This window comes from Ignatzschineria sp. RMDPL8A (genome assembly GCF_029815055.1).
Lineage (GTDB): Bacteria > Pseudomonadota > Gammaproteobacteria > Cardiobacteriales > Wohlfahrtiimonadaceae > CALZBJ01.
In genome coordinates, this window is the sequence record NZ_JAPPWA010000002.1 from 1 (window position 1) to 15,082 (window position 15,082).

Here is a 15,082-nt window from a genome sequence, read left to right on the forward strand (position 1 = left end):
ATGTTCGAAAATCTATCAACTTAAACCCTGTAAAACAGACCGTTTAATCAACGCCTCAAATCAATTTGAGGGGATAAAAACGAAACTGACAAACCCAATTGTTAAAGTGCCAATCTTGCAAACTCCGCTAATTTCCTAAAGAAACTAACCTCGCCGCCTGGAAGATTTTTTTGTTCTCTGCCGAAACAGGTGATCAATTATAGCGAAGATTTAAGATACGTCAACCCCGATTTAAAAGAAAATCGAAAGATTGTCACAAAACCGCAATAAGACCATGATTTGGCGAGGAAAGAATTTTGAGGGTTTTATGAAAAAACTTAGCCGTTAGACGAAACGGCCTGCAAACCCGCCGCTCCCAATGATTCAAATCGCCTAGAAACTGGGCAAATATTTATGAAGTTTTATTCTCCGGCCATAAAAAAGGAGGCTCTTGCCTCCCTTCGTTTTATATAGATCTATATATCTATATTGGTTCTACCCTTTCTTCGCTTCACTGCACTCATCTAATAACGCCTCAATGCTTGCAAAAGGAAGCTCGCTTGTTTCCGTAAGCCCGATCTGGCAAGTTTTGCTTGCAGATACGCCCGATGCGCACCCATCACTTTTAAGCGGAAGATGACGTAGGCTATTGCGATTGAGCTCAGGTTGCTTAAACCCTTTATCGCCGGCAAAGCCGCAGCAATCGATATCACTCATCACCAATTGAGCGGTACAGCGCCCCGCAATTCGAGTCAGCGCCTCTTTCTCCCCGATCGCAGTAATCGAACACGGCACATGTAAAAACAGCGCCTCCGACCTTGGTGTAATCGTTAAATTTGGCACGATATGTCTATCTATATAGGAGACCGCATCATAGAGCTTCAAGTGATCGTCTAAAAAGCCCCGTTTTTTCGCCTCAAAGATGCGTTTTGCGCACGGCGCATTATCAATATAGATGGGAATCTCGCCCTTATTCGATGCGCGAAGCAGCTCTCTGTTAAGCGACAGCGTCGCCTGATCGGCCACTTGATGATTGCATTTTGATTCAAACGGCTGTCCGCAACATAACCCATCGCCGACAATGATCGGAGTAATGCCCGCTTTTTTAAAGAGACTCACGGTATGGGTAAAGGTACTCGTTCCACTACCAACTTCCGCTAGCGATCGATTCACACACGACACAAAGTAAACCACCTGCTTACCTTTTTTGTGCTCCGCACCGTCTCGAGCGGTAATCTCTTGGGTTTGATTAAAATCCGTCACGCGATGAGGAAGTGATTTCGGAATAATCGGAATCCCTTCGAATTTCCCATGAAGCGATTCGGTGAGATTGGCGACTCGATTCACCCCGAGCGCTTGTACCGCGCCGACCGCAAGACGCGCCCCCTTTTCCACTTTACTGAAATGACGCTGCGCCATATCCTGCAATTTACTCGAGTTTTCCCCGCGCAGTGCATGCATAAACGCGCCGGTATTGATGCCAACAGGACACCGTAACGCGCACATCCCGGTCTCCGCACAGCTCTCAATCCCTTTAAATTGATAGAGCGCTTTCATCTCATTATAGAGCGTGGGATTATTCCGAATTTCCGGCAGCGCCTCCATATTGCGATAAGCACTAATGCGCTGGCGTGGCGTTAAGGTATAGCCATCAGACGGGCACGCCGGCTCGCAAAATCCGCACTCCATACAATCATTAATCAGATCATCCGTCTGTGGAATCGCTTTGATCGATTCAATATGAATGTTTTTATTGTCGGTGATGAGGACATCGGGATTTAAAATCCCGGAAGGGTCGAACAGTTTTTTAATGCGGCGCATAATCTCATAGATCTCCTCGCCCCACTCCCGCTCGACAAACGGTGCAATATTTCGCCCCGTGCCGTGTTCCCCTTTAAGTGATCCGCCAAGCTCAACCGCCACAAGATCCGCCACCGCATTTAAAAAAGCATCGAACCGTTTCGCGGCCGCATCATCACTCATCTTTTGCACTAAGACAAAATGGAGATTTCCCTCAAGCGCGTGCCCCATAATCATCGCTTCAGGATACTCATATTCCTTAAAAAGCTCCGTCAAACGGCGAACGCCATCCACCATTTTCTCCATCGGGAAGACCACATCTTCGGTGATGACATTGGTTCCCTCTGGTCGGCCTTTTGAAACGATCGGAAGCAAACCTTTGCGCACATTCCAATAATGCTCGGTAATGGCGGGATCTTTCTGAAATCCGGTGTGATAACTATAGTGATAGGCTTTAGCAATCTCATCGATCACCGCAATCTGCTCATCGAGCGCGGCCGCCGTCTCCGCCTTAGTCTCAATTAAAAGACACGCCGAATCTTCATTTAATTCATTGTAGAAGAAAGGCGGTAGATCCCGCGTCACATTTCCAACAAATTGGATGCTCTTCCCATCGATCAACTCCACCGCATCGACGATCGCCCCGGCTTTAATCCCCGCAACGGCGCTACAACAATCCGCCAGCGACTCAAAATAGAGAAAGGCCGACGCTCTATTTTCATAATCGGGCACGGTGTTATAGGTCACCTCGCTGACAAAGCCCAGCGTCCCTTCTGCCCCCACTAAAAGATGTTTTAAAATATCGATCGGATCATCGTAATCTAACAGCGAATTAACCCCATAGCCCGTCGTATTTTTAAGGCGATATTTATGACGTACCCGCTCAGAGAGTTTCGGATCATGCTTAATCTGCTCAGCAAGCTCGGTTAATTCTGCTAAAAAGGTCTCATGTGATTTCCGAAACGCCGCAACGCTCTCAGGATCTTTGGTATCGAGCACCGTGCCATCGGTGAGTACGACCCGCAGATCGGCAAGCGTGTGATAACTATTATCTTTCGTCCCGCAACACATGCCGCTACTGTTATTCGATAAAATCCCGCCAATACGCGCCGTGTTGATCGATGCCGGATCGGGCCCAATTTTAACGCCGTAAGGTTTAAGATAGCCATTCGCCCGCGCGCCAATCACCATCGGCCCAAGCTCGATCTGCTCGCCTTGATTTAAGATATTCCACGAGAAGAAACTATCGCCCATCAACACCAAGACCGATTTTGCCGAGGTTTGCCCTGAGAGCGAGGTGCCCGAAGCGCGAAAGGTGAGCCCGACTCGATGGACTTTCGCCGCCTGAAAGAGCTGAATAATCTCCGCTTCCGTATGTGCGCGCACCACCACCTGCGGGACGTAGCGATAAAAGCTCGCATCGGTTCCGTAAGCAAATCGGCTCAAAAAATCGGTATATATTTGTGATGAATCCAAAAAGGCGCCCACCGCCTCTGCAAACGCGCGATGCGCGGCATCAATCTCGTACATTTCTCTATCCAAATCTTCAGCGTAAAACACGATGCCTTCATTATCTGTTTGAAATGATAACTTGACAACAGTTTCCCCAAAATATCCGCTAATTGATTTTAAAATTCCGCTTCATATTCATAAATGATATATTTATTTGATTATTAAACCGATTGAGGAGGAGTCATGGAACAGGCATTAAAAGCAGAATATCACGCAATCCGAGAGCAATTACCGCCAGAATTACGTCTGCGGGTGCATCGCGCAATCAGTTGGCTTGAAAAGGCGGCCGCTGAACGGGATGATCTTGATATGGGTTTTATCGCGCTCTGGATCGGGTTTAATGCCATCTACGCCAAAGAGACCCTCTTTAACTCCTCCGATAAACAGGGCTTTCGCCTCTTTATTCATTCCATTTGTCAATTTGAGCCCGAGGCCACCTACAATCTTGTCTGGAGCAAATATTCCTCGAGCATTCGTCTTTTGTTGGATAACCGCTATGTGTTCCAACCATTTTGGGATTTCCATAACGGTCTTTATGGTGAAAATGCCTGGCTTGAAGATTTTGAAGAGGCGAAAAAACGTTCCCACCGCGCGCTCGCTAATAAAGATACCGCGGCGATTATTAATATTGTCTGCGAACGCCTCTACACCCTACGCAACCAAGTATTCCACGGGGGCGCGACCTATAACAGTAAAGCCAACCGCGACCAACTCCACGATGCCTACGCATTCCTGCTCGATTTTGTCGCCCTTTGCATTCGCGTCCTACTCAATCACCCCGAAACCGATTGGGGCAAACCGTTTTATCCCTATGTGCCTGACTAGATAAAGAGACGATTCCCCTCTCTCCAAATAGCAAAAAGCTCAGTTCCTTAGGGTCTGAGCTTTTTAATTCACTCAATAAAATATATAGAATATATCATTCTAATCAATGTGTAATTGAATGCCCCACTTCTCGGCAATCAAATTAAGATGATCATCAACGAGCCACTCATTGAGCTTATGAATCAACGCTTCATTTCCCTGTTGCGTCATATAAATTTGATGATTTTCTGTACCTGCAAATGGTTTGTCGTTTGTCACACAAAAACTCTCAGGCTCATGATGCTGATAATAGTTTCCTTCGATCATATCAGTAATCATCATATCCGCTTCTTTATCACGGATCATCTGAATATTTTTCACATTATCCGGCGTTCTCACAATGGTCGCTTGATCAAAATGAGCATTCACAAAGCGTTCATTCGTACCGCCCGGATTAACCGCTACAATCGTTGATTTTTGATTAATCGTGTCAAGCGTTTTCAAGGACGTCGCTTTTTCACACTGCGCCATCGCCACTTTTCCATCTGGAATAATGGGTTTGGTTAACTGAAAACGCTCATTACGATCGTTTGTGAATGAAATACCGCCCATCGCGATATCAAACTTATCGGCTTCTAAATCCTCAGACAGCGTCGGCCAACTTGTGTTGACAAATTCGAGTGTTAAATTCCAATGACTAGCCACCGCATTAGCGACATCAACATCAAATCCAACTAATGCTTCATCTTGATAAAATGCAAGTGGTGCATAATCGCCTGGCACCCCCACTTTTAAAACGCCAGATGCCTCAATTTCACTTAAAGGACGAGCATCTGCCATACCTAGTCCCAACGCAATCACCGCCGATAGCCATAACGTCTTTTTAAACATTCCAATCCTCCTAATCAATATTGTTTTTATGTCGGTTAGAAAGATAGTGATAGCAGAAATCACCAATCAGAGGCAAATCAATATTCAATAAGTGATTTAAAAAACACAAAAGAAAAAGCCCTGACCAACTAAATGATCAGGGCTTTTCAATATGGCGGAGGTGGTGTCATTTATAACCAGTATTCAATAACCCTCTAATCCACTCTAAAACATCCTCCAAACTATAGTAATACCAATACTTTCCAGCTTCTACCCTATTCAATAGCCATCACTGGTTTTCACCTGTTACCAGAAAAAAGTGGTACCCTAAGTGGTACCCTAGAACTACCAAAAGGTGAAGAAATGAGTAGTAAACCCAAAGCGAATACGGCGCGTGGAGTAGCCGCGCTAATTAAGGACGGCAACAAAGGCGTATACAGCGCTGGAGAAGGATTATATTTAAAAGTAAACGGCGAGAATGTAGGCTCATGGCTTTACCGTTACCAATTGGACGGCAAGCGCCGAAAAATAGGTTTAGGCTCTTATGATGGCGTTACCTTATCGGAGGCGCGTATTCTAGCCAATAACGAGCGCAACCTAGTAGCTAAAGGGATTGACCCACAAGAGCATAGAGAAGAGCAGGAACGCCTTAAACAAGCCAAGCGCGTTACCTTTGACAGCATTGCCGCCGATTACATTGAAGCACACCGCAGCAGCTGGACAAATGCAAAGCACGCGCAGCAATGGGAAAACACGCTCAAGACATACGCCAGCCCTGTTATCGGTGATTTAACCCCGCAAGAGATTAAAACCGAGCATATCCTAGAGATACTCAAGCCGATATGGGAAACCAAAAACGAAACCGCCAGCCGTGTACGAAACCGCATTGAATTAGTTTTAAACGCCGCAAAGGTTCGCAGACTTAGAACAGGCGAGAACGTAGCCGCATGGCGTGGGCATTTAGAATTGCTACTACCCAAACGCAAGCGCAGCAGTGTAAGACATCACCCCGCGCTCTCATGGCGTGAAATAGGCGCGTTTTGGCAATCATTAATCAAAGACCAATCGGCAAGCTCTCAGGCGTTACAGCTCACCATACTAACGGCAACGCGCACAAGTGAAGTATTAAACGCGCATTGGCGAGAGTTTGATTTAAAAAACAAGGTATGGACGATTCCAGCGGAACGTATGAAAGCAGGACGAGAGCAGCGCATACCCTTAAGCAGCGCCGCATTAACAGTATTAGAGCAGATTCCTCAAGTAGTTAGCGGATTACTCTTTGAAGGACGCACAGAGGGCAAACCGCTTAACAATATGGCGATGATTATGAAAGCCCGCCGCATGGATAAGGCAAAGACCAAAGCCGACGGCAAAGGCTGGAAGGATTCCAACGGCGAAACGATTACCCCTCATGGATTCCGCTCAACCTTTCGAGATTGGGCAGCAGAGGCTACCAGCTTCGAAAATATCGTAGTAGAGCAAGCCCTAGCGCATACCATAGGCAATGCAGTAGAGGCAGCCTATAGGCGTGGCGACTTACTGGAACGGCGCAGGCAATTAATGGAGGCATGGGCGCAGCATATTAATGAAACCAAAAAGAATAATGTAGTTAGTTTGCATGCTTAGCCAATCCTTCTATTTTAAATAGATAGCTTTTTATCGGTCTTAAACAAAATCCGAGTTTTTCCTATATTTTTTCTCTAAAACTTACCAAAAAGCAGATTATTTTTTCATATACCCCAATATTATTGTATATTTTTTATACAGCATTTCCGTGTCTTAATAAATCAATTGGAGGCTTTTTACTCACGACCACTATAGCTTTCCATACTCTATCGGGGCAAAGTGTTTCTTATAATTTAAAATTATGTAAAAAGCTTAATTTCAAAAATTAACATGTAACTTTTTGGGCAACAATTTTTGGGCAACAATATTTAAGGGCGATGTTACAATGACCCTCAAGAGATAGCATGATTATCAATGCTATTACCCACTTACTTAACATTTTAATAGGTGAAAAATGGACGTGTTAAAACCAAAATATGTACGAGCAAAAGACGCAGCCCTGTTTTTTTCAATCAGCCAGTCAACCTTACAACGCTGGAGGCAGCAGGACGGATTCCCCAAGCCATTGGAACGTGGCTCAACTGTTTTATATGACCCCATTGCCATTGAGGCGTGGCTAGCTAATGAGGAGCTAATACAATGAAACAAGCAAACAAACTAAAGAAGGATAAAACCCAACGACTATGGGGGCTATTCCTAACGCGTGGGCGCGTAGGCCTTACTTGTTACGACGCGGTAATGTATGCAGACTATCACCGATTGGCAGCCTATGTTCATGCCAAGATAGCCGCAGGAGTACCAATCCAATCATTATGGGAAACTGATGCCGACGGCAACCGATATAAGCGTTATTGGTTAGAGCCAGCCGCGAATGATTCAGATTTTAGGCAAAGAAAAAGCGCTGATACCGACCAAAGCAGCAGCGCTAATTCAAGGAAGCCAAAAAAATAATAGCTAATTTTTAACTACAAGGGAGAGGATTTTATCCTCTCTCCATGGAGAATATAATAGCATGAAAAAAAACTTATGTTATAAGTTATCTTATAATGCTTTTAGTTTATTACTATTTGATTGGTTTTTATTTTCTTATGGATAATCAATTAAATAGACGTAGATTCACCCAACGCAGCAGGGAAAAGGCTAAACAAAGAAACGCGCCTCTTAAACAAAGAATAGGAGATGAGCGCTTTACCGCATTGCCTTATAACTTTTTACAAAGTCAGGCGCTAACCGATTTAAGCCCCATTGCCTCAAAATTACTACTCCAACTCATTAAGCAGTTAGGAAAAAACAACAACGGTGATTTACAAGCCGCATGGAGCGTTTTAAAAAATGAAGGCTGGAACTCACCAACCACTCTACAAAAAGCCATTAATGAGCTAAGAGAGGCGGGAGTGATTATCCTAACAAGACAAGGTGGGCGCGGGATATGTAATCTGTATGCCCTAACCTTTGTGGCTATTGATGAGTGCGAAGATAAATACGGGCGCAGGAAAATAACCAGAGAAGCAACCAGCAGGCCGTTAGGTTTTTGGCAGGAGGAACTAAAAGACCGTAGGGACTTAATAGCCAGCAATGATAATAATTTAAATGAAGGAGCGTCTTAAAAGGGCGCTTTTTTTATGCCTTCAATATGGCAATTGCAGCTAATAAAAATTAGATTCCCTGATACAGAAACTGTACTCAGAAATCCAACGAAACCAATTAGAATACAGAATCTGTACTAAGTTTTGCTGTTTTTGCCCCTTTCCTGAATACAGAATCTGTACACCTACTATATATAGCCATATGTATTACCAATATTGCAGGCCAAGACAAGACAGCCCGATATGGTAAAGCCCATAACGGCAAACCTTATAAAACCTGAAACTTAATATTTGCAGACCATAAAAAAGGAATTTTTAGACTCCATAAAAAAGAGGGCTATTCCATTGGACAGGATTGCGGCCAATATCGGTATAACGATAACGGGAAATCCCGCAACGGACTATAGGGCGATACGCTAAAAAGCGCAACGAGTGGACAGGAAGCCACGCCAATGGCTTATTATTTGAGGCGCGTTAGGAAGTGAATCAAACAAACACACACGCAGCAAAGAAAAAAATAGGGAGGTTTTGCGAGTCAACGCCACTGCATGTATAAAGCAAAAGAGAAGTACCTAAGGCTTTTTTAAGTGGTCATTAGCGCAGAAAGAGGAAAACCTAATGAGTGGCTATCGTTAAACCAATAGGCATGGCCTAGCAGTTTTTGGACACGTTAGAAGCGTAAGGCGTTAAGCCAAACAATGAGCGGCATCCATTGAGGCAGTAATAGCCAGTTTTGCGGACTCAATAAAAGGAACTAACTAAAAACAAGTGGTACCCTAAGTGGTACCCTAGAAGAGCAGGCAAAGAAAAAGCCCCTGAATTATCAGAGGCTTAGACTATCTATATGGCGGAGGTGGTGGGATTCGAACTCACGAACGGTTTAACCCGTTGCCGGTTTTCAAGACCGGTGCCTTCAACCACTCGGCCACACCTCCAGTTGAGAGTTATGCATTATATAGAGTAGGAAATAAAATGCAAACTCTTTTTATCATCTGGTTAAAAATTCAGCATTTCGAATCATTAACCCACAAATCCTTAATCAACCACCGCGATGCGAAGCGTGTTGGTGCCGCCTTCTACGTAGTTAAGAGATCCGCGAGTAATGATGATTCGATCGCCGGTTTCGACCGCGTTATGCGCTTTTAGTACGCTAATGATTTCAGCGGTCATCTCTTCATCGCTTGCGTGTTTAACATCGACGCCAATGGGGTTCACCCCGCAGCACACAGTGAGTTTATTGCAGGTTTTTGTGTGACGGGTAAAGGCGTAGATCGGCAGATTTGAGCTAATGCGACTCATTAAGAGCGCCGTGGTGCCCGTTTCGGTTAAACATGCTACTGCTTGAACGTCGTATTGGTTCGCAAGGAAGATCGATGACATTGCAATTGCTTCATCGGTGCGTTTGAATTTTTTCTTACGCTGTAACAGATCAAGATTGGAGTAGATCGGCACGATTTCACTCTCGGCCCCAATGCAGATCTCCGCCATCGCTTTCACCGTTTCAACGGGATATTTACCCGCCGCACTCTCTGCTGAAAGCATCACCGCATCCGTCCCATCGAGTACTGCGTTGGCAACGTCCATCACTTCCGCGCGGGTTGGCGATTGGTTTTCGATCATCGATTCCATCATCTGCGTAGCGGTAATGACAAAACGGTTAAATTGACGCGCCTTTTTGATAAAGCGTTTTTGCACGCCCATCAATTTTGCATCGCCAATCTCAACCGCAAGGTCACCCCGAGCAATCATAATGCCGTCGGACACTTTTAAGATTTCATCAATATTATCGAGCGCTTCAGTACGTTCAATTTTCGCGACGATCGAGGCATTCGAGCCCGCCGCATTTAACAGCTCGCGCGCTTCTAACATATCATCGGCAGAACGGGGAAACGACACAGCGATAAAATCGGTATCAAATCCGGCTGCACAAATCAGGTCTTCTTTATCTTTATCGGTGAGCGCCGCCGTTGAGAGCCCGCCCCCTTTTAAGTTGATTCCTTTACGATCGGAGAGCGTACCCGGTACCACCACAATGGTATGCACCTCGTTCTCTTTAATCATCTCAACTTCAAGTACGATTTTTCCATCATCCAAGAGAAGCACATCTTTCGGCTTCACATCTTGAGTCAATTCTTTATAGGAGATACCAACGCGCTCAACGGTTCCTTCATTTTCATCAAGGGTATTATCTAGGATAAAACGCTGACCTTCTTTAAGCTCAACCGGACCCTCTTTAAAGCGATCAATTCTGATTTTAGGGCCTTGTAAATCCGATAAAACCCCTACTTGAAGATCGAGCCGTTTAGCGATTTCGCGCACCTTTTTCGCGCGAGCTATGTGTTCATCATGAGTGCCGTGAGAAAAGTTAAGGCGAACGACATTCACCCCCGCTTTAATAAGTGCTTCCAACACGCCCTCTTTATCAGTAGATGGGCCAAGCGTTGCAACAATTTTGGTTCGGCGAAGCATAGATTTCTCCTTGTTTTTATCGGTGATAAATGATGAGTGAGTTGCTCATATATTCGAGAATATCCGCCCGACCACTCCCATCGAGCGTCTTTTAAGTATAGTATAACGCTTTCATAAACTTAGCGAGGATTATCGATTCGTCCTCACAATTGAACTCAACTGCGGTATAATGGGGGAATATAATTCAATTCCCAATACGCTCTTATCAATATGTCGATAAAGGTCTGGTCTGGGAGGTTTTCAATTCAGCAAAGCAATCGAGATCCCATATGAATAAAATTTTTAATGAAGCGCTCATCGCCAAATATGATAAAGCGGGGCCCCGTTACACCTCGTATCCTACGGCGGTTCAATTTACCGATGCCTTCACCAATGAAGATTACATCGAAGCTGCGCGCCTTTCCAATGAGAATAACACGCCGCTATCGCTCTATTTCCACGTGCCGTTTTGCGCGACGATCTGTTTTTATTGCGGCTGTAATAAAATTATTACCAATAACCGTAAACGCTCGGAGCCCTATTTAGAGCGCCTTTTCCAAGAGATTGAGCGTCAAAGCGCCCTATTTCCCAATCGTGCGCCGGTCAAACAGCTCCACTGGGGTGGCGGTACCCCGACCTTTTTAAGCCAAGAACAGATGCAAGCGCTGATGGATAAAACCCGCGAGCATTTCAATCTGTTGCCCGATGATGAAGGGGAATACTCCATTGAGGTTGACCCCCGTGAAGCCAATGCCGATACGGTGCGCTTCCTTCGCTCAATCGGCTTTAACCGCTTAAGTATGGGCGTGCAAGATTTCGATCCGCAAGTGCAAAAAGCGGTGAATCGCATTCAACCTAAAGAGATCACCCTTGAAACCTTAAATGCCGCGCGCGAATGTGGCTTTAGCTCCATCTCGATCGACCTCATTTACGGGCTTCCCTTCCAAACGGTGGAAACCTTTGAGAAAACCATCGACGAGGTATTAGAACTCTCGCCCGATCGTCTCTCGGTCTTTAACTACGCGCATATGCCCCATCTCTTTAAAACGCAAAAGCAGATGAATGAAGCGGATATGCCAACGCCTGATGAAAAACTGGCGATTCTTAAGATGATTATCGAGCGCCTCACCGAGGCCGGCTATATCTATATTGGGATGGACCATTTCGCCAAACCCACCGATACGCTCGCCATTGCGCAAAAAGAGGGGAATCTCTATCGTAACTTCCAAGGTTACAGCACCCATTCGGACTGCGATCTCATTGGTATGGGAATCTCCTCCATCTCGCAAATTGGCCGCATCTATTCGCAAAATGCCAAAGTGATGCCAGAGTATGAAGCAATGATCGACGAGGGCACGCTCTCCATTCAGCGCGGAGTGAAACTCACGGAAGATGATGTGATCCGTCGCCACGTGATTAGCGAAATCATGTGTAACTTAAAACTCGATCTTGATGTGATTAGCGAAAAATTCAATATCGATGCGCGCGAATACTTTAAAGACGATCTTCCTGAACTTGATGCAATGCAGGACGATGGATTAATCCTCATTAAAGATGGCATCTACTACGTCCAAGATGCAGGGCGTCTCTTAATTCGTAACATTGGAATGGTCTTTGACGCTTATTTGAAGAAAAATGATAATCGCTTCTCGCGAGTGATTTAATCATTCTCACGCTTCATTTTTGGAAAATCGCGCCGTTTTGGTAAAATTTTCCTGTATAAAAAGAATGCACGAAAACGCCCTGTCGACAATTGATCGCTCGGCGTTTTTTTATGGGTTTGTAAAATCAATTAAGCAAAATCACACAAATCGCGCACGAAAATTGCGCCACTTATCCACACTGCGCAACGGAATGATCGTTATATAAGTCGGTGAAATTATAGCTTTTTTGAATGGATCACATTAAATTGTTCGATTTATGATCACAGGGATTTGCCAACAAAAAAAAGCTGTGATAACTTTGAATCAATATCAAATTGAGTTAAATCATTCACAAACAACAATAATTACTAATAAATCAAGGTTTAACGCGGAATTATCCGACAATACTTACCATAATCACAACAATTTAAATACCGATCCAATCATCAGAGCGATGATTAACTCAATCAACGATAGATAAATACTCATATACAAACGAGGCGATCACAATCGCTCATGCATACTGACCTATCCGGTCGCTATGCTCGTGATACATACGTAAAAATTAATAACAATAAACCATACCAATAATAACGATCACGCAACAAGGAGGCTTATCATGTCAGAACGTCCAATCGAGGACCGTCAGTTTGATGAGATGGTCGATCGAATTTACAATGACCCCCGCTTTAAAGAGGTGGTCCGCAAAAAGCAACGCTTTAGTCTATGGCTACTGCTCTTTTCCCTCGGACTCTATATTTTACTCATTCTATTTGTGGGCTTTGCGCCCGATCTTGTTGGAAAACCCATCACACCACAAATGGTGACGACCTGGGGCATTCCCGCAGGCTTCTTTTTGATTATTTGGACCATTGGACTGACGGCGTTTTATGTGCATAAAACCAATACCGTCTACGATCCAATGACCGCGGATTTATTAAAGGAGATCGCAAATGGAAAAGAAAAATAAGATCAATAAATTATTATGGCTTGCGGTCACCTTAATCGGAGTCAGCTCCATTGGATCGGTTGCATTTGCCCAACACGATGTCACGGCCGAAGGGAAAAACTGGACGGCGATCATCATGTTCTTCGTCTTTGTTCTGGCAACGCTCTATATCACCTATTGGGCGGCAAACCGCACTAAATCAGCCTCAGACTTCTACACCGCAGGTGGTGGAATTTCTGGCTTTCAAAACGGTCTTGCGATCGCAGGGGATTACCTCTCATCGGCATCGTTCCTTGGGATTTCAGCACTGGTATTCCTATCGGGGTATGACGGGCTGATCTACTCCTTCGGATTTTTTATCGGTTGGCCGGTGATTCTCTTTTTAATGGCGGAACGTTTCCGAAATCTCGGGCGCTTCACCTTTGCCGACGTTACCGCATTTAGACTTAAACAGACCCCCATTCGAATTTTAGCAGTCTTTTCAACGCTCACCATCGTCATGCTCTATCTCATTGCACAGATGGTTGGGGCTGGAAAATTGATCGAGCTCCTCTTTGGGCTTAACTACAATATCGCGGTCTTTATCGTGGGAATTTTGATGATGCTCTACGTCCTCTTTGGCGGCATGCTCGCAACGACGTGGGTACAGATGATCAAAGCGGTTCTTATCCTTGTGGGTGCGACCTTTATGTCAATCGTTGTCTTAACGTGGGTTGGTTTTAACTTAGAAACCCTCTTTGCAAAAGCAACGGAAGTGCATCCAGCTGGAAAAGAGTTAATGAAACCCGGTCTTGCCTATCCAAACCCAATCGATTCAATCTCGCTTGGCGTAGGATTAATGCTCGGTACGGCAGGTCTACCTCACATCTTAATGCGATTCTTTACCGTAAAAGATGCGAAAGAAGCGCGTAAATCGGCACTCTATGCCTCAACCTTTATCGGTTATTTCTATCTACTGATGTTCATCATAGGATTTGGTGCGATTTTATACGTAATGAATCAACCCGCATATACCACAGCAGATGGCTCAATTATCGGTGGAACCAACATGGTAGCAATCCACTTATCGCAAGCCGTCGGTGGCAATATGTTCTTAGGCTTTATGTCAGCGGTGACCTTCGCAACGCTGGTAGCGGTTGTAGCAGGCCTTACGCTTTCGGGTGCTTCGGCAATCAGCCATGACTTCTACGCGAACGTGATCAAAAAAGGCAAACCGGTGATGAAAACAGAGCTCTTAATCTCTCGTTTAACCACAGCGACGCTCGGAATCTTAGCGATTTTACTTGGGGTTCTCTTTGAGCATCAAAACGTTGCCTTCTTAGTGGGTCTAGCCTTTGCCATCGCATCATCGGCGAACTTCCCGCTCCTCTTCTTATCAATGTATTGGAGCAAGCTCACCACAAAAGGCGCGGTAGCAGGCGGCGCGGCGGGACTTATCACTGCCGTGACGATGATTCTCTTTAGCCCGGCGGTTTGGGTCACGGTTCTTGGCAATGAACAAGCGCTCTTCCCATACAATAACCCAGCGCTCTTCTCAATTCCGATCGCGTTTATTGTGACCTTCTTAGTCTCAACATTCGATAACTCGGCGCAGGCTGAAAAAGAACGCTCGCTCTTTAAGGCACAATACGTACGCTCACAAATGGGCGGGGCTGAAATCTCTGAAGCGATCCAACAATATCGCCAAGTGAATCACCCAGAGTTTTTGGAAGAACAAGCCGCAAAACATCAATAACGAGGTTCATGACATGATCACACCTGTTCCCTGTGATCAATGACGAAGCAGCGCTCAACTCCCCTAGGGTTGGGCGCTTTTTATTACCCCCCCATCCCCCCCCGTTCGCCCTTTATAATCAGCATGATTCAAAAATTCAAAGCGCAAAATGCTTGAAGTTAGGCGAATGATCCTTACAATAATGACTCTA

The 15,082-nt window shown here is 45.1% G+C and carries 10 protein-coding genes and 1 tRNA gene; 7 read left to right on the forward strand and 4 right to left on the reverse strand.

Annotated elements, in window-relative coordinates; translation table 11 throughout:
• Positions 1 to 474: 474 nt before the first annotated feature.
• Complete coding sequence (locus OXI21_RS01460) at positions 475 to 3,309, reverse strand: FAD-binding and (Fe-S)-binding domain-containing protein (protein WP_279617775.1); 2,835 nt, start codon at positions 3,307 to 3,309, stop codon at positions 475 to 477.
• Positions 3,310 to 3,474: 165 nt separating this feature from the next.
• Here OXI21_RS01460 and OXI21_RS01465 point away from each other — a divergent pair, with 165 nt between their 5' ends.
• Positions 3,475 to 4,116: a HEPN domain-containing protein gene (locus OXI21_RS01465; protein WP_279617776.1), complete on the forward strand. Its 642-nt coding sequence runs from the start codon at positions 3,475 to 3,477 to the stop codon at positions 4,114 to 4,116.
• A gap of 99 nt (positions 4,117 to 4,215) precedes the next feature.
• On the opposite strand, the gene OXI21_RS01470 is transcribed toward OXI21_RS01465, so the two are convergent.
• On the reverse strand, positions 4,216 to 4,986 hold the full coding sequence (locus tag OXI21_RS01470; RefSeq protein ID WP_279617777.1) for a transporter substrate-binding domain-containing protein: 771 nt from the start codon (positions 4,984 to 4,986) through the stop codon (positions 4,216 to 4,218).
• Between the two features lie 342 nt (positions 4,987 to 5,328).
• On the opposite strand from OXI21_RS01470, the gene OXI21_RS01475 reads away from it, so the two are divergent.
• The 3 genes from OXI21_RS01475 to OXI21_RS01485 all read left to right on the forward strand — a co-directional run bounded on the left by OXI21_RS01475 (position 5,329) and on the right by OXI21_RS01485 (position 8,138).
• Positions 5,329 to 6,591, forward strand: a complete 1,263-nt coding sequence (locus tag OXI21_RS01475) for a site-specific integrase (protein ID WP_279617778.1) — start codon at positions 5,329 to 5,331, stop codon at positions 6,589 to 6,591.
• 579 nt (positions 6,592 to 7,170) lie between these two features.
• Entirely contained in the window at positions 7,171 to 7,482 is a 312-nt protein-coding gene (locus OXI21_RS01480) for a hypothetical protein (RefSeq protein ID WP_279617779.1), read from the forward strand.
• A gap of 137 nt (positions 7,483 to 7,619) precedes the next feature.
• Positions 7,620 to 8,138: a hypothetical protein gene (locus OXI21_RS01485; protein ID WP_279617780.1), complete on the forward strand. Its 519-nt coding sequence runs from the start codon at positions 7,620 to 7,622 to the stop codon at positions 8,136 to 8,138.
• Positions 8,139 to 8,962: 824 nt separating this feature from the next.
• Here the strand turns inward: OXI21_RS01485 and OXI21_RS01490 are convergent.
• Positions 8,963 to 9,052: transfer RNA gene (locus tag OXI21_RS01490), tRNA-Ser, on the reverse strand.
• A 100-nt stretch (positions 9,053 to 9,152) separates the two neighbouring features.
• The gene (gene pyk, locus OXI21_RS01495; RefSeq protein WP_279617781.1) at positions 9,153 to 10,586 is read right to left on the reverse strand and encodes a pyruvate kinase; all 1,434 of its coding nucleotides are present in this window, start codon (positions 10,584 to 10,586) and stop codon (positions 9,153 to 9,155) included.
• Positions 10,587 to 10,855: 269 nt separating this feature from the next.
• Here pyk and hemN point away from each other — a divergent pair, with 269 nt between their 5' ends.
• The 3 genes from hemN to OXI21_RS01510 all read left to right on the forward strand — a co-directional run bounded on the left by hemN (position 10,856) and on the right by OXI21_RS01510 (position 14,892).
• Positions 10,856 to 12,229: an oxygen-independent coproporphyrinogen III oxidase gene (hemN, locus tag OXI21_RS01500; protein WP_279617782.1), complete on the forward strand. Its 1,374-nt coding sequence runs from the start codon at positions 10,856 to 10,858 to the stop codon at positions 12,227 to 12,229.
• Positions 12,230 to 12,827: 598 nt separating this feature from the next.
• Positions 12,828 to 13,178 carry a DUF485 domain-containing protein gene (locus OXI21_RS01505; RefSeq protein ID WP_279617783.1) on the forward strand — a complete coding sequence of 117 codons (351 nt, stop codon included), beginning with the start codon at positions 12,828 to 12,830 and terminating at the stop codon, positions 13,176 to 13,178.
• Complete coding sequence (locus tag OXI21_RS01510; protein ID WP_279617784.1) at positions 13,162 to 14,892, forward strand: cation acetate symporter; 1,731 nt, start codon at positions 13,162 to 13,164, stop codon at positions 14,890 to 14,892. The genes OXI21_RS01505 and OXI21_RS01510 overlap by 17 nt, the downstream gene beginning before the upstream one ends.
• Positions 14,893 to 15,082: the final 190 nt, after the last annotated feature.

Bases quoted from the DNA above. Each gene is read 5' to 3' on its own strand.
- OXI21_RS01470 (WP_279617777.1), bottom strand. From the start codon at position 4,986: ATGTTTAAAAAGACGTTATGGCTATCGGCGGTGATTGCGTTGGGACTA.
- OXI21_RS01460 (WP_279617775.1), bottom strand. From the start codon at position 3,309: ATGTACGAGATTGATGCCGCGCATCGCGCGTTTGCAGAGGCGGTGGGC.
- OXI21_RS01510 (WP_279617784.1), top strand. From the start codon at position 13,162: ATGGAAAAGAAAAATAAGATCAATAAATTATTATGGCTTGCGGTCACC.
- OXI21_RS01465 (WP_279617776.1), top strand. From the start codon at position 3,475: ATGGAACAGGCATTAAAAGCAGAATATCACGCAATCCGAGAGCAATTA.
- OXI21_RS01480 (WP_279617779.1), top strand. From the start codon at position 7,171: ATGAAACAAGCAAACAAACTAAAGAAGGATAAAACCCAACGACTATGG.
- OXI21_RS01505 (WP_279617783.1), top strand. From the start codon at position 12,828: ATGTCAGAACGTCCAATCGAGGACCGTCAGTTTGATGAGATGGTCGAT.
- OXI21_RS01475 (WP_279617778.1), top strand. From the start codon at position 5,329: ATGAGTAGTAAACCCAAAGCGAATACGGCGCGTGGAGTAGCCGCGCTA.
- hemN (WP_279617782.1), top strand. From the start codon at position 10,856: ATGAATAAAATTTTTAATGAAGCGCTCATCGCCAAATATGATAAAGCG.
- pyk (WP_279617781.1), bottom strand. From the start codon at position 10,586: ATGCTTCGCCGAACCAAAATTGTTGCAACGCTTGGCCCATCTACTGAT.
- OXI21_RS01485 (WP_279617780.1), top strand. From the start codon at position 7,620: ATGGATAATCAATTAAATAGACGTAGATTCACCCAACGCAGCAGGGAA.